The organism is Pseudomonas sp. NFPP04, from assembly GCF_900113815.1.
Lineage (GTDB): Bacteria > Pseudomonadota > Gammaproteobacteria > Pseudomonadales > Pseudomonadaceae > Aquipseudomonas > Aquipseudomonas extremorientalis.
The window spans coordinates 215092-235182 of record NZ_FOQS01000004.1 but is presented as its reverse complement, the minus strand read 5'-3'; the positions used below and the strand labels follow the sequence as shown (position 1 = coordinate 235182).

At 60.7% G+C, this 20091-nt stretch carries 14 protein-coding genes and 2 pseudogenes; 8 read left to right on the top strand and 8 right to left on the bottom strand.

Going from position 1 to position 20091, the window contains the following annotated elements:
- Positions 1 to 5 precede the first annotated feature (5 nt).
- Positions 6 to 719, top strand: coding sequence for a CerR family C-terminal domain-containing protein (locus tag BM017_RS10860; RefSeq protein WP_092243837.1), 714 nt, complete (start codon positions 6 to 8; stop codon positions 717 to 719).
- Positions 720 to 733: 14 nt separating this feature from the next.
- Here BM017_RS10860 and BM017_RS10855 read toward each other — a convergent pair whose 3' ends face one another.
- The 3 genes from BM017_RS10855 to gcvA form a co-directional block, all read right to left on the bottom strand.
- Positions 734 to 1495 carry an SDR family oxidoreductase gene (locus BM017_RS10855; RefSeq protein ID WP_092243834.1) on the bottom strand — a complete coding sequence of 254 codons (762 nt, stop codon included), beginning with the start codon at positions 1493 to 1495 and terminating at the stop codon, positions 734 to 736.
- A 29-nt stretch (positions 1496 to 1524) separates the two neighbouring features.
- Positions 1525 to 2352 (bottom strand): DMT family transporter, encoded by an 828-nt coding sequence (locus tag BM017_RS10850; protein WP_092243831.1) that lies wholly within the window; start codon positions 2350 to 2352, stop codon positions 1525 to 1527.
- A gap of 75 nt (positions 2353 to 2427) precedes the next feature.
- The gene (gcvA, locus tag BM017_RS10845; protein ID WP_092243828.1) at positions 2428 to 3333 is read right to left on the bottom strand and encodes a transcriptional regulator GcvA; all 906 of its coding nucleotides are present in this window, start codon (positions 3331 to 3333) and stop codon (positions 2428 to 2430) included.
- A 206-nt stretch (positions 3334 to 3539) separates the two neighbouring features.
- Here gcvA and BM017_RS10840 point away from each other — a divergent pair, with 206 nt between their 5' ends.
- The 4 genes and pseudogenes from BM017_RS10840 to BM017_RS10825 all read left to right on the top strand — a co-directional run bounded on the left by BM017_RS10840 (position 3540) and on the right by BM017_RS10825 (position 7291).
- A complete protein-coding gene (locus BM017_RS10840; RefSeq protein WP_092243825.1) occupies positions 3540 to 4004 on the top strand; it encodes a hypothetical protein in 465 nt (154 codons plus the stop codon).
- Positions 4005 to 4254: 250 nt separating this feature from the next.
- Positions 4255 to 4865, top strand: a pseudogene (locus BM017_RS10835) (LysE family translocator).
- A 467-nt stretch (positions 4866 to 5332) separates the two neighbouring features.
- A complete protein-coding gene (locus BM017_RS10830; protein ID WP_092243822.1) occupies positions 5333 to 6340 on the top strand; it encodes a GlxA family transcriptional regulator in 1008 nt (335 codons plus the stop codon).
- 36 nt (positions 6341 to 6376) lie between these two features.
- Complete coding sequence (locus BM017_RS10825) at positions 6377 to 7291, top strand: ADP-ribosylglycohydrolase family protein (protein WP_092243819.1); 915 nt, start codon at positions 6377 to 6379, stop codon at positions 7289 to 7291.
- Between the two features lie 199 nt (positions 7292 to 7490).
- On the opposite strand, the gene BM017_RS10820 is transcribed toward BM017_RS10825, so the two are convergent.
- From BM017_RS10820 to BM017_RS10800, 5 genes and pseudogenes are all read right to left on the bottom strand, one after another.
- Positions 7491 to 8729 carry an NAD(P)/FAD-dependent oxidoreductase gene (locus BM017_RS10820; RefSeq protein WP_071488198.1) on the bottom strand — a complete coding sequence of 413 codons (1239 nt, stop codon included), beginning with the start codon at positions 8727 to 8729 and terminating at the stop codon, positions 7491 to 7493.
- 3 nt (positions 8730 to 8732) lie between these two features.
- Positions 8733 to 10304, bottom strand: coding sequence for an aldehyde dehydrogenase (NADP(+)) (locus BM017_RS10815; protein ID WP_092243816.1), 1572 nt, complete (start codon positions 10302 to 10304; stop codon positions 8733 to 8735).
- A 60-nt stretch (positions 10305 to 10364) separates the two neighbouring features.
- A complete protein-coding gene (locus tag BM017_RS10810) occupies positions 10365 to 11312 on the bottom strand; it encodes a dihydrodipicolinate synthase family protein (protein WP_092243813.1) in 948 nt (315 codons plus the stop codon).
- A gap of 33 nt (positions 11313 to 11345) precedes the next feature.
- Complete coding sequence (locus BM017_RS10805) at positions 11346 to 12272, bottom strand: 4-hydroxyproline epimerase (protein WP_092243810.1); 927 nt, start codon at positions 12270 to 12272, stop codon at positions 11346 to 11348.
- A gap of 14 nt (positions 12273 to 12286) precedes the next feature.
- A pseudogene (locus BM017_RS10800) lies at positions 12287 to 13895 on the bottom strand (APC family permease).
- Between the two features lie 186 nt (positions 13896 to 14081).
- On the opposite strand from BM017_RS10800, the gene BM017_RS10795 reads away from it, so the two are divergent.
- The 3 genes from BM017_RS10795 (at position 14082) to treS (ending at position 20082) form a co-directional block, all read left to right on the top strand.
- Positions 14082 to 14873 carry an AraC family transcriptional regulator gene (locus BM017_RS10795; protein WP_092243806.1) on the top strand — a complete coding sequence of 264 codons (792 nt, stop codon included), beginning with the start codon at positions 14082 to 14084 and terminating at the stop codon, positions 14871 to 14873.
- A gap of 72 nt (positions 14874 to 14945) precedes the next feature.
- Positions 14946 to 17975 carry a YobI family P-loop NTPase gene (locus BM017_RS10790; protein ID WP_092243803.1) on the top strand — a complete coding sequence of 1010 codons (3030 nt, stop codon included), beginning with the start codon at positions 14946 to 14948 and terminating at the stop codon, positions 17973 to 17975.
- 43 nt (positions 17976 to 18018) lie between these two features.
- Positions 18019 to 20082, top strand: coding sequence for a maltose alpha-D-glucosyltransferase (gene treS / locus BM017_RS10785; RefSeq protein WP_092243799.1), 2064 nt, complete (start codon positions 18019 to 18021; stop codon positions 20080 to 20082).
- The last annotated feature ends 9 nt before the right edge of the window (positions 20083 to 20091 follow it).

Here is a 20091-nt window from a genome sequence, read left to right as displayed (position 1 = left end):
TGCACATGGCACGACACAAACCTGCCGCCGAGGGTGGTTACCAGCGCGGCGAAGAAACCCGCGCCCGCATTATCGAGGCGGCCGTCGAGGTATTCGGCGCGCGTGGCTACGATGGGGCGTCCACGCGTGATATCGCCACGACTGCCGGCGTCAACGCACCTGCGATCCAGTACTACTTCGATGGCAAGGAAGGCGTGTACCTGGCGTGCGTCGAGCACTTGATCACGCTGCTGTGGCGCAAGATGTCGCCGCCGGTGGAGGCGGCGGAAAGCGTGCTGGCCGATGCCGATTCCGGCGACAACGCGCTGATCGACGCCTCGCTGGGCATCCTGGGCACCGTGGTTTCAACCATCCAGGACAGCCCGCAAACCACGGCCTGGCGTGCGTTCATGGATCGCCACCAGGCCGGGTTGTGCCCGCAAAGCGCAACGATGGCTTTCGAGGAGCGTTTCAAGGCGCGTATTGCGCGGGTCATCCGCCAACTGATCGCACGCGTGGCCGGCCTGGCGCTGGAGGATGAGCGCACGGTGATCCATTCCATGGCGCTGTTTACCCAGGGCCTGGCGTTCCGCATCCAGAAGCCCAAGCTGCTGGAGGCGTTGCAGTGGAGCGAAGTGAACCAGAAGGAAATGGAACAGGTGCGGGAGGTGGTGCTGATGCAAGCGCGGTTCACCCTGGAAGGGCTGGCCCGGCACCGGGACCAGCACGCCTCCCGTTAATCGGCGGTTGCCGCCTACTTGCCGCCTGTCACATCCAGAAAGGTCCCGGTGATGAACGACGCTTCCTTACCGGCCAGCCACAGGATAGCGCGGGCCACCTCTTCGGGTTCGCCGCCACGGCCCATGGGAATGCTGTCCTTGACCCGATCCACACGCCCCGGTTCGCCGCCGCTGGCGTGCATGTCGGTGTAGATATGCCCAGGCCGTACGCAGTTGACGCGTATGCCTTCGCGCGCGACTTCCTTGGACAGCCCGGTGGTGAATGTCTCCAGGGCACCCTTGGAGGCAGCGTAATCGACATACTCGTTGGGGCTGCCTAGCCGGGCGGAGGCGGAGGACACGTTGATCACGCTGCCACCCGTGCCATTGTGGCGCAGCGACATGCGTTTCACCGCGTGCTGCGCGCACAGCATCGGGCCGATGGCATTGATCGCGAAGATGCGCTGCATGCGGGCAAAGTCGAGGTCTTCAAAGCGTGACTGCAGGGCAATGATCGCGGCGTTGTTGACCAGCACATCGATACGGCCAAACGTCTGGTCAATGGCTGCGAACAGCTGCGCGACCTGAGCAGGGTCCGCACTGTCGGCGCGGATGGCCAAGGCACGGTGCCCCAACGCTTGCACATCCGCCACCACGCCGAGCGCCGCCGCCTCGTTGCTGACGTAGCTGATCGCGACATCGTAGCCTTGCGCCGCTGCAAGGCGCGCGGTTGCCGCGCCGACACCGCGGCTGCCGCCGGTAATCAGAATCAGCGGAGTCGAAGACACAGTACTCATTGCTTGAACCTCCTTTGAGGGGTGAACGATCAGCCTATCAGCATGGTGCCAGTCGCAATGACCACGCACGCCAGGACTTTGCGGACAGTCAGCGACTCGCCCAAAAACAAATAACCGATCAAGGCCGCGAACAGCACGCTGGTTTCGCGCAGGGCCGAAACGGCGCCCATCGGCGCGTGGGACATGGCGTAAATGACGATGCCGTAGGCCAGGAGGGACACAAGCCCCCCGATCAAGGCCGTGATGACGCCGGGGCGTGGTGCGAAGAGGCTGCGTGTATCGCGCAGGCCGATGTACACCAGGGGCATCAATACGCCCCAGAGCGCACACATCCATACGGTGTAGGCCATCGGTGCGCCGGACAGCCTCGCGCCAATACCGTCCGTGACGCTGTAGGCCGCGATGAAAAAACCCGTGCCCAGGGCGTAGGGCAGGCTGGGCACCGCCAGTCTGCGCTGTCTGAAGGCCAGAGAAATAATGCCGCCGGATACCAGCAGGATGCCGATCAGAGCGTTCGTGCTGAGCGTTTCACCGGCAAACACCAAGGCGCAAAGCGTGATCAGAATGGGCGAGGAACCGCGTGCGATCGGGTACGTCTGCCCCAGGTCGCCCACCTTGTAGCTTCGCACCAGGAACAGGTTATAGCCCACGTGCAACACGCCCGACAGCACGGCGTAGGGCCAGCTGGCTGGCGCGGGAGGGGCGAGAAACAAGGCTATTACACTGCTGGCAATGGCGACCGCCACGCACATCATGGTCATTGACCACAGCCGGTCGGCGCCGACACGCAACAATGCGTTCCAGCTGGCATGCAAGAGTGCGGCGAAGAGGATGAGTAGAACGATGGGTAAAGGCATGCGCCATGGTAAACACCACAAGGGCGTGTTTAACAGCGAAGTCCTTTCATCCTGTCATGAGTGAATGTTCATGCATCACTGATAATTTTGCTGTGCCTGCATCGACTCGGCCAACAGCCAGTTACGAAAGCTGATGATGTGTGGCTGGGTTTCGATCCCTTTGGGGCAGACAAAGTAGTAGCCGACCGGCGACGCGAACGGCAGCTCAAACAGCCTGATCAGGCGGCCGTCGTTGATTTCAGCTTCAACATGGCCGCTCCGCGCCAGCGCAATACCTTGGCCCAGCAGCGCCGCCTCGATGGTCATGTTGGTGTCAGCGAACCTGACGCTTTCCTTGAGGGGTGCAATGCTGACGCCGATATGCTCGAACCAGGCGTCCCACTTGGGCACCAGGTCTGCGCCGTCGCGCGTCAGCAACGGGTAACGCAGCAGCTCAGCGGGCTCGTGGGGCGCGCCGAAACGGTTGAGCAGATCCGGGCTGGCCACCGGGAAGATCTGCTCGCGGAGCATGAATTCCGAGTGCAGGCCGGGATAATTGCCGTTGCCCAGCCGGATGGCCACATCCGGGTCTGAGCTGGAGAACTTGATGGCCTTGTCGCTGGTCTCCAGCGTGATCAGGATTTCCGGATGTTGCTGCGACAGGCTGGGCAACCTGGGCAGCAGCCATTTCAAGGCAAACGAATAGGTGGTGCTGACCTTCAGGCGAACCCGGCCTTTTTGTTCCCGCAGGTCAGCCAGGGTGGCCTCAAGGTTCATGAAAAACTCGCGCACGATGGGCGCCAGTGCGGCCCCGGCCGGGGTCAGCCGCAACGCCTTGCCGCGCTGGAACAGCTGCAGGCCCCACAGGTCTTCGAGGTGCTTGAGTTGGTGGCTGACGGCGCTCTGGGTCACATGCAACTCTTCTGAAGCCGATGTGAACGTCGCATGCCGGGTCGCTACTTCGAAAGCTCGCAGCGTGGCGGTGGGCGGTAGATCTCTCATGACTGGGTCCGGGTCGGCGGCTGGCAATTAATCGGCATGAATACAGGTTCATGGTAATGGATTGGCAGGCTTTCACAGAAGCCGCAGACCATGGCCTTGTGAATTGTTGTGAAGCACAGATTAATGGCCCATTGCCCATGCTAACGTCTGCTCCTGGCTATCGTCAGCACGACGATTTCATTCGTACCATCAGGGGAGCAGCGCCGATGTCTACCACCGTAACGCCCGCCGGCAGCGGGGCAAACACGCCTAAAGCGTCACCGTCGGTGTTCGATGACAAGTTGAACATCGCCAAGTCCAGCAAAGTGATTGCCGACTACATGCGCCAGACCGGCAAGTCGGCCATTACCAAGCAGGAACTGACCCAACTGGCCAACAACGCCTCGGGCAAGGTGCCGGCCGAAGTCTGCGATGCGGCCAAGTACATGGAGCGTCATCCCGACGTCTTCACCGCCATCGAAACCCACGATGTGCCGGGCGCCGATAACCTCTCCGGCGTGTGGAACTTCGATTGGGCCGCCAACGGTGGATTGAACGGTACGTCGACCGACGCGATTGCGAAGATGCAAGACACGTTCGATTTCGCGATTGCCAAGTCTGCGCAGATCACCGAGATTTCCACGGGTAAAAAAGCCGAGCTGGATTCGACCAAACAACGGCCGCAGAACTAAAACAGTGCGTTGTACTGTCCCTTGCCAACGGGTTACACGATAGCCCAGGCAAAGAAAAGCCCGCGTGGGGAGCGCGGGCTAAAGGGATGTTCATTAGGAGCTGAGGCCACCCTAGGCGCTTGTCTGTGAAAGGTTTGTGAAAACCACGGCAAAAAAGTGTATGCCTCAATCCCGCCATGGCTGTACGGGGCAGGGCGGTCGATAACCCTCTACTGTCGCAGGCATATCACTGCCGTTTGGATGCCGCTTCATGTTCATGTCTACCAGCCTGTTGTCCGCCTTTGTGCTGTTTGCCTTCGTGTCCTCGATCACGCCCGGGCCCAATAACACCATGCTGCTCGCCTCGGGGGTGAACTTCGGTTTTCGCCGCTCGATGCCCCATGCATTGGGGATCAGCATCGGTTTCATGCTGCTGGTGATTTCGGTGGGGCTGGGGCTGGGCGAAGTGTTCAAGGTGTTCCCGTGGGCCTACACGGTGTTGCGCTACGTGGGGGCTGCGTACTTGCTGTACCTGGCGTGGAAGATCGCGACGGCGGGCGGCATGTCCGACAGCCCTGATGAACAGGGCAAACCCATGACTTTCCTCGGCGCGGCGGCGTTCCAGTGGGTGAACCCCAAGGCCTGGATCATGGCGCTGGGCGCAATCACCACCTACACGCCGGCCGAAGGTTACGTCACCAATGTGCTGGTGATCGCGCTGGTGTTCGCCGTGGTCAACCTGCCCAGTGTGTGTGTGTATGGGTCGGATGTGGCAGCGGCTTGCGCAATGTGCTGCGTGAGCCGCGCTGGTTGCGCCTGTTCAACTGGACGATGGCCGGGTTGCTGGTGCTGTCGCTGTACCCGATGCTGTTTGCCGGCTGAGCGTCAGACCGGCGAGATGGTCGCGAGCAGGCCGATGCCGATGGTCAGTACCAAAAAGCCGAACAGGAAAAGTGCCATCTTGGTCATAAGGCCTCCGAAGGGAAGGGAGTGGGGATGGGGCCATTGTCCGCCCAGACGGCGTTTCGATACAGACGCAGATAGCAAAGAAAAAACCGTATCAGATGCGCTTGCCGCTGTTCAGCCGGGGGCTTTCAGCGCGTGTGGCTGTTTCAGGATCAGCGCCGGACATCAAACGATAAGTACGCTGTGGCGAGCGGGCTTGTCCCACGTTGGGCTGTGAAACAGCCCCAAAACCAGCGGCCAAAGAGTGCCTGACTCAGCGCATTCCTCAATCCAGGCTCGCTTCGCAACCCAACGCGGGACAAGCCCGCTCGCCACAGCTACAGTGTTCGCCCTTAATGGCCGGTTTTTCAAAGACCTCAACAATAAGAGTGGGCCAACCCTCGATGCAAAGACGTCAATTCAGCGGTGGCATGAAAGGCAAGAACCTGCGCTACCTCAACGAAACCCAACAGCCGGCGTCGGTCACCCGCGTCGGCTTCCTGTTGCTTGAACATTTCTCCCTGCCGGCGTTCACCCAGACCCTCGACACCTTTGTCACCGCCAACCTGCTGCGCCCCGACCTGTTCGCCTCACGCACCTTCGGCTGTGACGATGGCGAAGTCATCAGCGACCTGGGCCTGGTGATACGCCCCGATGCGCGCCTGGATGCCGGAGCATTGCACGACCTGGACCTGCTGGTGATCTGTGGTGGTTTCCGTACCGAACTCAAGGCCGGCGAAGCCTTCATCCAGCTGCTGCACACCGCCGCCGAACAGGGCATCAGCCTTGCAGGGCTGTGGAACGGCGCCTGGTTCCTCGGCCGTGCCGGCCTGCTGCAAGGCTATCGCTGCGCCATCCACCCCGAACACCGTCCGGCGCTGGCGGAAGTCTCCAAGGCGACCCACGTCACCAGCGAACCCTACGTGATCGACCGCGACCGCCTCACCGCTTCCAGCCCGTCCGGTGCCTTCCATATGGCGCTGGACTGGATCAAGGGCCTGCATGACAAGGCACTCGTCGAAGGCATCGAAGACATCCTGGCCTTCGAAGAGTCCCGCTACCGCCGCATCAAACCCACCGAAAACGTCAGCGTCAGTGCGCCGTTGCGTGAAGTGGTGAAACTGATGGACGCCAACCTCGAAGAACCTTTGGAGCTGGACCAACTGGCGGTCTACGCCGGCCGCTCGCGGCGCCAGTTGGAGCGCTTGTTCAAGGAACAACTGGGCACCACCCCGCAGCGGTACTACATGGAACTGCGCGTGACCGAGGCGCGGCGGCTGTTGCAGCACACCGAGTTGTCGCAGGTGGAGGTGCTGGTGGCATGTGGGTTCGTGTCGCCGAGCCATTTCAGCAAGTGCTATAGCTCGTATTTCGGCTATCGCCCCTCGAAGGAGAAGCGGTTGGTCAAGTAAAGTGCTGACTGACTCACTCTCTTTCAAGGATGACAAATGTCTCTCACGCTTTTGGATCGTTACCGCGGCAGCCTGCTGGGCTTGGCCTGTGGCGACGCAGTGGGTACCACTGTTGAATTCATGCCTCGCGGCACATTCACACCGGTCACTGACATGGTTGGAGGAGGACCGTTCAAACTGAAAGCGGGCCAATGGACGGACGACACCTCGATGGCGTTGTGCCTTGCGGAAAGCTTGTTGCGTAAAGGTGGTTTTGATGCAGCTGACCAGATGGGGCGATACCTGAACTGGTGGAAGTGGGGCTACCTGAGCTCTACCGGTGATTGCTTTGATATAGGCATGACCGTGCGCACGGCGCTCACGGCGTTTGAGTCGCAAGGTGATCCCTTTGCAGGTTCAACAGAGCCTTTTTCCGCAGGCAACGGTTCGATGATGCGCCTCGCGCCGCTGGTGCTGTTTTACTTTCCAAACCTGAAAAGCGTTGATGACTTTTCCCGAGAAAGCTCCCGTACGACTCACGGAGCCCAAGAGGCAATCGAGTGTTGCGTGGTGTTGGCGAGAGCCATCGGTATCGCGTTGAGTGGAGCAACAAAGGTGCACCTGTTGAATATCTCTTGCGCGGGTCTTTCTGCGCCCAAAGTCGTAGCGATTGCCCAGGGGGAGTATTGCAACAAGACCCGTGCGCAGATAACGGGTTCCGGTTACGCCGTGGCGTCATTGGAGGCGGCGCTGTGGTGCGTAAAACATACTGACAGCTTCGCCGACGCGGTGTTGGCTGCCGCGAACCTGGGTGACGACGCTGACACTACTGCCGCCATCGTTGGTCAGTTGGCGGGTGCATATTACGGCGTGCAAGGCATCCCGACGGGTTGGCTGGACAAGCTTTGTATGCGTGATGAAATTGAGGAAATGGCTGATGCACTCTACGGCACGGCTGCTCAAACCCCATGATTAAGCCCCCCGCTTGTGTGACCAGCGGACTAGCTGTGGCGAGCGGGCTTGCCCCGCGTTGGGCTGCGCAGCAGCCCTAAAAACGAACACCGCGTGCTGTCTGACAGGCCGCGGTGTTTTCTATTGGGGCCGCTGCGCAGCCCAACGCGGGGCAAGCCCGCTCGCCACAACAGGCAACTCACCGCAAAAAACGCGTTGGTCAGAATCGGTCCAGACGATAAGGCGTGAATAACGGAGTTTGACCCTTGCTCGCCAACTCCCCAATCATCTCCGCCGTCACCGCCGCCTGCGTCAACCCCAGATGCTGGTGCCCGAACGCAAGCAGCACCTTCCCGTCACACACCCGGTCAATCACCGGCAACGAGTCCGGCAGCGACGGCCGAAACCCCATCCACGGTGTCGCACCCTCTGCGCTGAGGTCATCGTGAAACAACCCCTTGCTCAACCGATGCAACTGCCAGGCACGCTGCATATTCGCCGGGCGGTCAAGGCCGGCGAACTCCACTGTACCGGCCAGGCGCAGGCCGTCGGTCATGGGGGTCATGATGAATTTTCGTTCCAGGGAAGTGACGGCAAACGGCAGGCGATGAGGCTCGTGGGGCAGCATCAGGTGATAGCCGCGTTCCGTGTCCAGCGGGACTTTTTTGCCGGTCAGGGCAGCGGTCAATCTGGCTGAGTGGGCGCCGCAGGCAATCAGCACCTGGCGTGCGCTCAGGGGGCCCTGAGCGGTGGTGAGGGAGACGCCGTGTTGGTCAAGCCGCCCATCCAGTACCTGGCGCTTGAGGAACTGCACGCCACTGGCCTTGGCGGCGTCGACCAGTTCGCACACCACCTGGAACGGGTCGAGGAAGTGACCGGTGCCCGGAAAAAACAACCCGCCCTGGATGTGCTCGCTCAACTGCGGCGCAGCCTGGCGTATGGCATCGGCGGTCCAGAACGTCACGGGCACCTGCTGCGCTTGCATGCGCTGCTGCAAGGCCCGGAGGGCGTCGCGTGAGTCCGCTCGTTCGTACACCAACAATGACCCGTCTTCACGCAGCAGGTGCGCGCGTCCGATGCTGGTCAGCAGGCGCTGCCAGGCGCCCAGGCTGCCTTCGTTAAGCGCACGAATACCCGCGACGGTACGCTGATAGCGCGCCGGACGCAGGTTCAACAGCAGCCGCGCAAACCAGGGCAGGGCGCGCGGCAGGTATTTCCAATCCAGGCGCAGCGGGCCCATGGGGTCCAGCAGCATGCCGGGCAAGCGCTTGAGGATCGACACGTCGGCAATCGGGAACACCTGTTCGGTCGCCAGGTGCCCGGCGTTGCCATAGGACGCGCCCATGCCGGGTTCCTGTTGATCGACCACCACCACGTGCCGGCCCTGACGCGCCAGTTGCAGGGCGCAGGCGACGCCGATAATGCCGGCGCCGACTACGACGATATCGGGATCGGACATGGCCTATGCCTCTCTCTGGCCGTCAAGCAAACGCCGCAGCCGCAACGGATTGCCCTGTTGGAGCGCATCCGGCAACAACGCGTCGGGGAAGTCGTGATAGCACACGGGGCGCAAGAACCGCTGGATGGCCGCCGTGCCCACCGAAGTGCTGCGCGAATCCGAGGTGGCGGGGAAGGGGCCGCCGTGGACCATGGCGTCACACACCTCAACGCCAGTCGGCCAGCCATTGACCAGCAGGCGGCCAGCCTTGCGCTCCAGCACCGGCAGCAGGGCCCTGGCGCTTGGCACATCGTCGTCATCCATGTGCAGCGTGGCGGTGAGTTGGCCTTCCAGGTGTTCGGATACCCGGCGCACTTCTTCGTTATTCGCGCACACCACAACCAATGAAGCCGCACCGAAGACTTCGGCTTGCAGGTGTTCGTTGCTCAAGAACGCAGTTGCCTGGGTCACGAACAGGTGGGCCTGGCCCTGGTTGGGACCTTCAGTCGCCGAACCCTGTGCGACGACCTCGGCGTGTCCCGTCAGTGTGTCTATGCCTGACATGTAGGCACTGGCGATGCCGGGTGTCAGCATTGTTTGAGCCGCACAGTTCGGCAGTAACCCACTGGCGGTACTGATGAAGCGATCCAGGGCAGGCCCTTGTACTGCAATCACTAACCCTGGATTGGTGCAGAACTGCCCCGCGCCCTGGGTCAACGACGCCACAAAACCCTGGGCCAGTGCTTCAGCCCTGGCTGCCAACGCTGCCGGAAACAGGTACACCGGGTTGATCGAACTCATCTCCGCGTAGACCGGAATCGGCTCCGGCCGTGCCTGCGCTGCCTGGATCAACGCAAGGCCACCGCTGCGCGAGCCGGTAAATCCGACGGCCTTGATGCGCGGATCGGTCACCAACGCAATGCCCACCTCACGGCCCGAACCGTACAACAGTGAAAACACACCTTCCGGCAGACCGCACGCCTTGACCGCCTGCGCCACCGCACGCCCCACCAGTTCACTGGTGCCCGGGTGCGCGCCGTGGGCCTTGACGACGACCGGGCAACCGGCAGCCAGCGCAGAGGCGGTGTCCCCGCCGGCCACGGAAAATGCCAGTGGAAAGTTGCTGGCGCCAAACACCGCGACCGGGCCCACCGCGATATGGCGTTGGCGCAGGTCTGGGCGAGGCAGGGGTTGGCGTTGCGGTTGTGCGTGATCGACCCGCACATCCAGCCATTCCCCGGCACGCACGGTGCGGGCGAAGGTGCGCAGTTGCCCGCAGGTGCGCCCTCGTTCGCCCTGGATGCGTGGGCGAGGCAGGCCGGTTTCGGCGACGGCGCGGTCGATCAACTCATCGCCCAGGGCCTCGATGTGCGCGGCGATGGTCTCAAGGAACGTGGCGCGCACTTCCAAAGAGGTTTCGCGATAGACATCGAATGCCGCCCACGCCAAGGCGCAGGCCTGCGCGACATGCTCACCGTTGCCGCCGAGGTAGGCCGGTTCCAAGGTGGTATCGGTGGCGGGGTTGATCGCCTGGATTGCTTCGCGATTGCCGGCAGTGGCGTGCTGACCGATCAGCATCTTGCCCGTCAGAGTCATGGGGATTTCCTGGATAAAAGAAGGTTGGCCGCTGCGAGCGTCGCAGCGGCGCGCGAAGGGTCAGGCGACGTTCTGTTCCGCCGACCAGTTGGCGTACCACTGGTGGAACAGGGCGTACTGGTGCTCTGCGTAACGACGCTGGGCATCGCTGAGGGCGTCGGTTTCGTTGAAGTGCAGGGCGTAGCCTTGGTCACCGTTCAACACCATCAAGTGCTTGTAATACAGCACCAGGTCGCAGCCCTCGTCGAAGGACGACAGCACCGCCAGCGCGGCCTCCAGCTCACGCGCCTGGCGACGGGCCTTGGCATCGCCCTTGGCAGCTTTTTTACTCAGGGCCACCAGTTGCAGCACTTCCCGAGGCAGCGCGTTGCCGATGCCGGTGATGGCGCCGGTGGCATTGCAGTTGACGAAACCGTGCACCACCTGGGTGTCGACACCCACCATGAGGGTCACGTTGTCGTCCTGGGAGGTGATGTGTTCGGCGGCGTAGCGCAGGTCGGCACCGCCGCCGAATTCCTTGAAACCGATCAGGTTCGGGTGCTCGCGGCGCAGTTCGAAGAACAGCTCGGCGCGGGTCGCGAAGCCGTAGTAGGGGCTGTTGTAGATCACCGCGGGCAGGTTGGGCGCGGCCTTGAGGATCGCCGAGAAGTGCGCCTTTTGTGCAGTGGCGGAGGCACCCCGGGACAGCACACGCGGAATCACCATCAAGCCATGGGCACCGACCTTGGCGGCGTGGGCCGCATGGGCCACGGCTTCACGGCTGTTCACCGCGCCGGTGCCGACGATGGTCGGCACACCGGCCGCCACCAGCCGTGCCACGCCTTCCTGGCGTTCGGCTTCGGTGAGCAACGGCCAGTCACCCATGGAGCCGCAGTACACCACGGCGCTCATGCCGATATCGATCAGCTCGCGGCCCTTGGTGACCAGGGCGTCGAAGTCCGGCTTGCGTTCGGCGGTGCACGGGGTCATCAGGGCAGGGATGCAGCCGGTGAAGATGTTGTCACTCATTTTTATCACTCCAGTTTCCAGTCGGGGGAGGGCTCAGATGCCCCAGGCAAAAGGGTCTTGCGGGTCGATCAGCAAGGTGCTGTCGGCGGTCATGTGGGCACGGCCGGTGATGAAGGGGCGCACGCGTTCGCCGTCCCATTCGTAGCGACCTTCGAATTGGCTGCCGGTAATGCTGGCTTGCACCCAGGTTTCGCCGGGCGCGAGTTTTCCATCGGCGGCCAGGCAGGCCAGCTTGGCGCTGGTGCCGGTGCCGCAGGGCGAGCGGTCGTAGGCTTTGCCGGGGCACATCACGAAATTGCGGCTGTCGGCGTGGTCGTCGTCGGCGAACAGTTCGACGTGGTCGATCAGTGCACCGTCGGCGCCGTGGATGCCCTGGTCTTCAAGGGCCTTGAGCATTGCCCAGGTGTAGTCGGTGAGGGCGTCGACGTTGTCCATCTGCAGGCGCTGGCCATGCTCCGACACCAGGAAAAACCAGTTGCCGCCCCAGGCGATATCGCCATGGACTATGCCGTGACCGGGCACGAGCACTGCGATCTGCTCGCGATAGCGGTAGGCAGGAACATTGCGCAAGGTCACCGCGCCGTCTTCATGCAGGGTAGCCGCGACCGGCCCGACGGGGGTATCGATCGTGTGCACGCCTGGCGCGATGCGACCCAAGTGATGCAGGGACGCGACCAGGCCAATGGTGCCGTGACCACACATGCCCAGGTAGCCAGCGTTGTTGAAGAAGATCACTCCGCAGATGGCGCCCGGCGTGACCGGCGCGCAGTACAGCGCACCGACCAGCACATCATTGCCACGTGGCTCCAGGATGCAGGCGCGGCGCCATTGGTCGTGCTCGGTGCGCAGGTGGTGCAGCTGATCGGCAATCGTGACGCCCTCCAGCGCCGGAAAACCGCTCATGACCAGCCGCGTCGGTTCGCCGCCGGTGTGGGAGTCGATCACATGCAGTCGCTTCATAAAACGCTCCTGAATCAGTAGGTCGCGGGCATCAGCGGGGCGCGAGGCTCGTCAACCGCTTCGCTTTCATCGGCTTCGTGTTCCAGCCGAACCAAGTGAGCTGGCACGCCAGTGGCGGCGCCCCAGTAGTAAATGCCGAGTGCGCAAGCCGCGACCACAATGGTGTCGAGCGGATGGCCGATCGCACCGATGCCACCAAAACTGCCGAGCTTGGACAGCAGGATGGTCACTGCGTAGAAGCCGATCAGCCAGGCAGACGAGCGCACCTGTTGCTTGAGGTTGAGGTGCGCGGTCGGTACCCAGCGCGCGCACAGCAGGTACACCACGAACATCAGGATTTGCAGGCCGAGCAGCCAGGACACCGTGCCCCAGCCGGACCAGTACACGATCAGCGCAGCGATGATGAACGACAGCGGACCGAGCACGGCCATGCCCTTGACCCGGAACGGCCGCGCCACCTGCGGTGCGTTACGGCGCAGTGCGGCGACGGTCACCGGGGCCACCGCGTAGCTGAGGATCAACGCGGCGGACACCACATTGATCAACGCTTCCCAGGACGGGAATGGCAGGGTCCAGAACACCGACAAGCCAAACGTCAGCCACAGCGCCGGACGCGGAATACCGGACTTCTCGTCGATACGCGTGAAGATCTTGAAGAACGTGCCGGTCTGCGCCCAGCCATACACCACCCGCGGCGTGGCGTTCATGTAGATGTTGCCGCAGCCTCACCGCATCCGCCACCACCAGGTAGGCCAGCCAGCCCACGCCCAGTGCCAGGGCGATATCCCGGTAAGGCAGCGCCAGTTCCTTGCTGATCCCGGCCCAGCCGTTGGCGAGCATCTGCGTGGGTACGCCACCGAGGAATGCGGTTTGCAGCAACACGTAGATGGCAGTCGACAGCAACACCGAAAGAATCAACGCAATCGGAATCGTGCGCTGCGGGTTTTTTACTTCACTGGCCACCGAGATGATCGGAGTCAGCCCCAGGTAGGCAAAAATCACCCCGCCGGCCGACACCGCCATCTCGATCCCGGACAGGCCGAACGGCGCGAAGCCCTGCACCTGAAAGTTCGCCGGTTTGAAGAAGGTGAACAGCACACCGATCACCAGCAACGGCACGATGAACTTGAACACGCTGACCAGGTTATTGGCGATGGCGAAGGTTTTCACACTGCGGTAATTGAGCACGAAAAAAACACAGAGCAGGGCGAACTGCACCAGCCAACCGAGGGTGGTCGGGTCGCTGGAACCGACCTTGGTCAGCTCGGGAAACCAGGCCGCCGCGTATTGGCGCGAGGCGACCACTTCGATGGCGACCAGGCTGGAAAACGCGATGAGCGTGATAAAGCCCATCAGGTAGCCCAGCAACGGGCCATGGGAGTAGACCGGATAGCGCACCACGCCACCGGCGCGGGGGAGTGCGGCGCCCAACTCGCAGTACACAATGCCCAGCAGCAACACCGCGAACCCGCCAATGAGCCAGGAGATGATCCCTGCCGGGCCGGCAATGGCCGACACATGACTGGCTGCGAACAACCAACCCGAACCGAAGATGGCCCCCAGCCCGATAAAAGTGAGGTCCATCAATGAAAGTTGTTTCTTGAACTTGCCTTGACCTGACATAGCGTCGCCTTCTTGTGAGTTATTGGATAGGCATGCAGTGGCCATACAGTGAACTCACAGGCGGCGGCGCGATTGATGTTTTTTGCCGACATCGATGACGAAATCGGCACAGTTTTCGTGGCTCGACAGGGCGCCGGGCATCGGGCAATCTGCGTGCGTCGAGGCACTCAACGGGGATCGAAAGTCATGTTGCAGACTGCGTTTGCGGCCCTGTGCCAAGGGAATGAGGCGAATCGGCCCCACAGCATCGAGCAGCTCCTGGCCGGCGTGGTGCAGCTCTTGCCGATGCTGGATGTGATCCCCAATGCGGCGATTTTCATCAAGGACACCCAGGCCCGCTACGTCCTCGCCAACCGCACCCTGGTGCACCGCTGCGGCCTCAAGCAGCTGCAACCGCTGCTGGGCAAGACCAGCGCACAAGTGTTCCCCGCACAACTGGGGCCGGGTTACACCGAGCAGGACCGGCGCGTGCTGGAACAGGGCTTTGTGCTGGAAGACCAGCTCGAACTGCACCTGTATGGCACCCGGGAACCCGGCTGGTGCCTGACCCACAAGTGGCCGCTGTACAACCACATGGGCGCGATCATCGGCCTGGCCGGCATCTCGGTCGACCTGCAAACCGCCAGCGAAAGCCACCCCGCCTACCAACGCCTGGCCGCCGTGGACGCGCATATCCGCACGCACTTCAACCGCCGCGTCACCCTCGGTGAGTTGACGCGCATCGCCGGGATTTCCGTGGCGCAGCTGGAGCGTTACTGCAAGCGCGTGTTCCACCTCACCCCCCGGCAGATGATCCAGAAAGTGCGGCTGGAACACGCCCATCGGTTATTGCACAGCGACCTGCCGATCACCGAGGTCGCGCTGCAGTGCGGGTACACCGACCACAGCGCGTTCACTCGGCAGTTCAAGGCCTCGACGGGGTTTACGCCGAGGCAGTATCGGCAGGCGACGGCGCCCGCGGGCGAGCAATCCATCTAACGGCTCGCTATTTGGGATAGGTGCTTTGCGTTCAAGGAACAGGGCGGGACTGCTGGGTGGCAATAAGCTATTATGGCGCGCATTCGCACGGCACCGTTGATTGGAAAACAGGACGATTCAGTGACTCAAGGATTAGTTTGCAGGTTCAAACGCAGTTTCAATGCCTTTCTTAAATCCTGGAAAGCCGATAAGGCAATTCCCGAAAGTGAAGGCGCTTTTGAACCACTGACGCCTGCATTGCTTGAGGGCGGCCAGGCAGATCGCTATGAGAGTGTGTTTCTGCACGCGCTGCGAAATGACCAAGTTCGTAATATTGCGCTTACCGGCGGGTACGGTGCAGGCAAGAGTAGTGTCATCAGAACCTTTTTTGATCGCCACCCAGAGTACAAGCATGTTCTGGTTTCACTAGCGACCTTCACGAAGGAAAGTCCGGTAGGGGACAAAGCAGAAGCCGATCTGATGTCGCGCATTGAAGAAACAATCGTCCAGCAACTGTTGTATGCCGTCCCTGCGGGAAAACTGCCGAAAACGCGATTGAAACGCATCGTACAAGCCTCCAATTCCAGTATCACGCTGCACACGGTGTTCTTCGCATTGCTGATCGTCAGCGTTCTGCGGATATACCTTCCCTCTGTCAACATGCTCCCGAAAATCGACCCGGCTTGGCTTGTTCCAGCACTCATGCGCTTACCCGACTGGATCGCTCTGATTTTTGCGGGTGCGTCGAGCCTGTACATTCTTCATTCTGTGTTGAAGTACCTTTCGCTCTTCAGCATCGATGGGCTGACGCTCAAAGGCGGAAAGCTGGAAGCGACTCATCATGGGTCCGTACTGCACAAGTACGTCGACGAAATCATCTACTGTTTTGAACGCAGCGATATCGACGTGGTGGTGATTGAGGATCTCGATCGGTTCGGTATCCAGGATGTGTTTTTCCGGTTGCGGGAAATCAATTTCACGATCAGACAGTCCCCGCAAATCAGACGTCCCGTGCATTTCATCTATGCCATCCGCGATGAGTTGTTCTCAGTGGGTGAGAAGACTAAGTTCTTCGACCTGGTCATTCCTGTAATTCCCGTCGTCAGCTCGGAAAACTCCGGAGAAAAGATGATGGACTTGTTGAAAGCAGAGCGCTTTAAACCCGTGATAGGGCGCCTTGATCGCGGGTTGATCGAGACGGTGTGCGACTACATTGATGAGATGAGGTTAATCAAGAACATCGTCAATGAGTTTGACATCTTCTCCAGCCTGCTCGGCGGTCGTGGCGTGGTTCTTGACGCAAACAAGCTGTTTGCGATGGTGGTCGTGCGCAATTTGTACCCGGAAGCTTTTGCCGAACTGATCAAGCGCAGAGGGAATATCTACTCGATATTCACCGCGTTTCCTGCGTGGCGAGCTGAGCAAGTAGGTAGTATCGAATTCAATATCCGTTACCTCCAGGACCGCAACGCGGACATGGCACCAGAGGTTCTAGAGCGGGAAATCGAACCGCTCAGAACTAAGCATGTACTGACCAAGCGAATGACGTTCAAAGTTGCCGCAAGTCAAGCGTACGGCGATGTTGTAGCCCAGAAGCTGACTGGACTTGAAGCCGTGATTGATTTGATGCGTGATGGTTTTTTCGATACCGATTACCACGATTACCTGAGCTTCTTTTATGAAGGCGCGCTGACGCAAGATGACAAGAATCTGATCCTGGCCTTACGCCGAGGCGAGTCTCCGCAGGTAATGACTGTCGTCAACGATCCTGCGAGGGTGCTTGGCAAACTTGAGCATGATTCCCTGGAAGAAGGGCGCGGTCTGATCTCAGGATTGGTCGAGTACCTCTGCAGTCAACGCAGCGCTTCGGATGAAGGGCCCCACGCGGGAAAACTCGCTACGATCCTTAACGCGGCGCCTCAATGCATGGACCGTTTTGCCGAGATGGTCGATTCACTTTTGCCGAGCTCACATGCAACCGCCCTGATTCAGTCTATCTACGAGATAGATCCCACGCTTTTAGAACGACTGGTGATATCTGTGCAGAGCGGGCCAAGGCAGGCCTTGCTCTGCGCGATCTTCAGCAGCTTGACTCCTGAGCAGGTCGCTGTGCTGGAAGAAGGCGACAGGGGCGTTCTGCACAGTGTTCAAGGATTGCCGGAAGTTGCCGATTTGGTTCCGCTTCTCGCACAGGGCGAAGGTGCCTGGAAGTGGTTGCATGAACAACCTGTGCTGTTTCATAACCTCAGCGATACAACCCGCGCAGATGACCTCAAGCAGTTAGTGAGTCTGGGGTTTGTCGAACCTCGACTGAATATGCTTCGCCTGATTTGTTCAACGTTTGAAACAGCGTCAGGCAATGACGAACTGATCACCTACCGCCGACTATTGGCCCTGGAATTGGGCGGTATAGACAAGCTGTTGGATCACGCCCCGCATATACTCATTAAGGAGTTGCTCAGCCAGAGCGTTGTGTTGGATGAATCCGCTGAGTCGCTGACAAAATTGCTTACCGCAGGGGCAGACAAGCCTGATCAGGTTGCTTCATTGCTTGAATACACGAAGTGTCAATTGATAGCACTTGAAAGCACGCCCGAAGCTATCTGGTCGCTTTTATTAGATGCTGAAAGGATCAGTGACAAATCTCAGGCAGTCTGGACGTATTTTCGAGCTATCCCTCCATCCAGCAACTTTCGCCGAAGTATTTTCGCACCGCTCAATGATAAGTTCAGTAAAAAGCCCGAAAAGGGGATTTTGACCACTTTCCTTGAGCGTCATGCAGAAGTCCTGGCCGACACGCTATGGACTCTTCATCCCGAGCACCATCACGAACTACAACGATACTTGCTTCAGGACAAAGTACTACGCAATGACACGCTCAAGCTGTTGCTGTCTACCACTACCCTGAAATCGATTGATATCTTGAACAACGTCCCCGACGTGCGCTGGGGAATGCTTGTTGCTTCCACCTTCCTGCCTTACACGGAGGAAATTAGTAACATTGTCAAAATGAACGCCAGTCCGCCTGAAGCTGAACGTTTTGAGCGACGTAACCTTGAATTCGATGCAACGAATAGCGCCCATACGCCTCATATGACTACGACCGGTGTTATCGATACCTGATACCTCCGCGTCGGGCTCATTCACGACAACAGGTAACAGGCTTATGACCGCGGCTGAAAACAACCATGTGAACTGGCTGGTGGACCAATCGATGCTGCACGCGGCCCGCCAGCGCGCCAAGCTCTATTCGGGCCAGGGCCGGTTGTGGCAGCAGCCTTACGCGCAGACCCGGCCCCGGGACGCTTCGGCGCTGTCGTCGGTATGGTTTACCGCGTACCCGGCATCAATTGTGACCCGGGAAGGCGGCACGGTGCTGGAGGCGCTGGGGGATGAGGCGCTGTGGCATGCGCTGTCGAAGATTGGCATCCAGGGCATCCATAACGGCCCGTTGAAGAAGTCCGGTGGCCTGAATGGCATGCAGCACACGCCGACCATCGACGGCAACTTCGACCGCATCAGTTTCGAGATCGACCCGCAGCTGGGCACCGAGGCGCAGTTGCAGGCGTTGACACGCATGGCCGCAGCGCACAATGCGGTGATCATCGACGATGTGATCCCGTCCCACACCGGCAAGGGTGCGGACTTCCGCCTGGCCGAGATGGCCTACGAGGACTATCCCGGCCTGTACCACATGGTGGAAATCCGCGAAGAAGACTGGTCGTTGCTGCCCGACGTTGCCGAAGGGCGCGATGCGCAGAACCTCAGCCCGGCGCAGGTCGACGCCTTGCGCGACAAACACTACATCGTCGGCCAGTTGCAGCGGGTGATCTTCTTCGAGCCCGGCGTCAAGGAAACCGACTGGAGCGCCACGGACGTGGTGCTGGGCGTGGATGGCAAGCCGCGTCGCTGGGTGTACCTGCATTACTTCAAGGAAGGCCAGCCATCGCTGAACTGGCTGGACCCGACCTTTGCCGCGCAGCAGATGATCATCGGCGACGCTTTGCATGCCATCGATGTGATGGGCGCGAAGATCCTGCGCCTGGACGCCAACGGTTTCCTCGGCGTGGAGCGCAAGCTGGACGGTACGGCCTGGTCCGAAAGCCATCCGCTGTCGATCACCGGCAACCAGTTGCTGGGCGGGGCGATTCGCAAGGCGGGCGGTTTCAGTTTCCAGGAGTTGAACCTCACCGTGGATGACATTGCGTCCATGTCCCACGGCGGTGCCGACCTGTCCTATGACTTCATCACCCGTCCCGCTTACCAGCACGCGTTGCTGATGGGCGATGCCGAGTTTCTGCGCCTGATGCTGCGCGAAATGCACCGCCAGGGCATCGACCCCGGCTCACTGATCCACGCGTTGCAGAACCACGATGAGCTGACCCTGGAACTGGTGCACTTCTGGACTTTGCATGCCCATGACACGTTCCTGTACCAGGGCCAGACCTTTCCCGGGAATATCCTGCGCGAGCATATCCGTGAGCAGATGTATGAGCGATTGACGGGCGAACAGGCACCGTACAACCTCAAGTTCGTCACCAACGGTGTGTCCTGCACCACCGCCAGCATCATCACGGCGGCATTGGGCATCCGAGACCTGGACGCCATCACCCAAGCGGATATCCAGCAGATTCGCCAGATCCATTTGCTGCTGGTGATGTACAACGCCATGCAGCCGGGGGTGTTTGCCTTGTCGGGCTGGGACCTGGTGGGTGCGCTGCCGCTGGCGGCCGAAGAGGTCGAACACTTGATGCAGGACGGCGATACGCGCTGGATTCATCGCGGGGCTTATGACCTGGTGGATTTGAACCCGGACGCCGAATTGTCCGCAGGCCAGATGCCGCGCTCGAAAAGCCTGTATGGCAGCCTCAATAGCCAATTGCAGGACCCCGAGTCGTTTGCCTCGCAGCTGCAAAAAATCCTCGCGGTGCGCCGTGCCTACGACATCGCCGCCAGCCGCCAGATCCAGGTGCCGGAAGTGGAAAACCCAGGGCTGCTGGTGATGGTCCACGAGTTGCCCGCCGGCAAAGGCATCCAAATCACCGCGTTGAACTTCGGTGCCACGCCCATCACCGAAATCCTGCATTTACCGGATATTGGCGCGGGCATGGTGGTGGACATCATCAATGAGCGGGTCGAGGGTGACTTGACGGCGCAGGGCGAGTTTACGATTACGCTGGATGCCTATGAGGGCCTGGCGCTGCGGGTGGTGAGCAACTCGCCCGTGTAATGGCGGGAG

Bases quoted from the DNA above. Each gene is read 5' to 3' on its own strand.
- BM017_RS10860 (WP_092243837.1), top strand. From the start codon at position 6: ATGGCACGACACAAACCTGCCGCCGAGGGTGGTTACCAGCGCGGCGAA.
- BM017_RS10855 (WP_092243834.1), bottom strand. From the start codon at position 1,495: ATGAGTACTGTGTCTTCGACTCCGCTGATTCTGATTACCGGCGGCAGC.
- BM017_RS10850 (WP_092243831.1), bottom strand. From the start codon at position 2,352: ATGCCTTTACCCATCGTTCTACTCATCCTCTTCGCCGCACTCTTGCAT.
- gcvA (WP_092243828.1), bottom strand. From the start codon at position 3,333: ATGAGAGATCTACCGCCCACCGCCACGCTGCGAGCTTTCGAAGTAGCG.
- BM017_RS10840 (WP_092243825.1), top strand. From the start codon at position 3,540: ATGTCTACCACCGTAACGCCCGCCGGCAGCGGGGCAAACACGCCTAAA.
- BM017_RS10830 (WP_092243822.1), top strand. From the start codon at position 5,333: ATGCAAAGACGTCAATTCAGCGGTGGCATGAAAGGCAAGAACCTGCGC.
- BM017_RS10825 (WP_092243819.1), top strand. From the start codon at position 6,377: ATGTCTCTCACGCTTTTGGATCGTTACCGCGGCAGCCTGCTGGGCTTG.
- BM017_RS10820 (WP_071488198.1), bottom strand. From the start codon at position 8,729: ATGTCCGATCCCGATATCGTCGTAGTCGGCGCCGGCATTATCGGCGTC.
- BM017_RS10815 (WP_092243816.1), bottom strand. From the start codon at position 10,304: ATGACTCTGACGGGCAAGATGCTGATCGGTCAGCACGCCACTGCCGGC.
- BM017_RS10810 (WP_092243813.1), bottom strand. From the start codon at position 11,312: ATGAGTGACAACATCTTCACCGGCTGCATCCCTGCCCTGATGACCCCG.
- BM017_RS10805 (WP_092243810.1), bottom strand. From the start codon at position 12,272: ATGAAGCGACTGCATGTGATCGACTCCCACACCGGCGGCGAACCGACG.
- BM017_RS10795 (WP_092243806.1), top strand. From the start codon at position 14,082: ATGTTGCAGACTGCGTTTGCGGCCCTGTGCCAAGGGAATGAGGCGAAT.
- BM017_RS10790 (WP_092243803.1), top strand. From the start codon at position 14,946: ATGGCGCGCATTCGCACGGCACCGTTGATTGGAAAACAGGACGATTCA.
- treS (WP_092243799.1), top strand. From the start codon at position 18,019: ATGACCGCGGCTGAAAACAACCATGTGAACTGGCTGGTGGACCAATCG.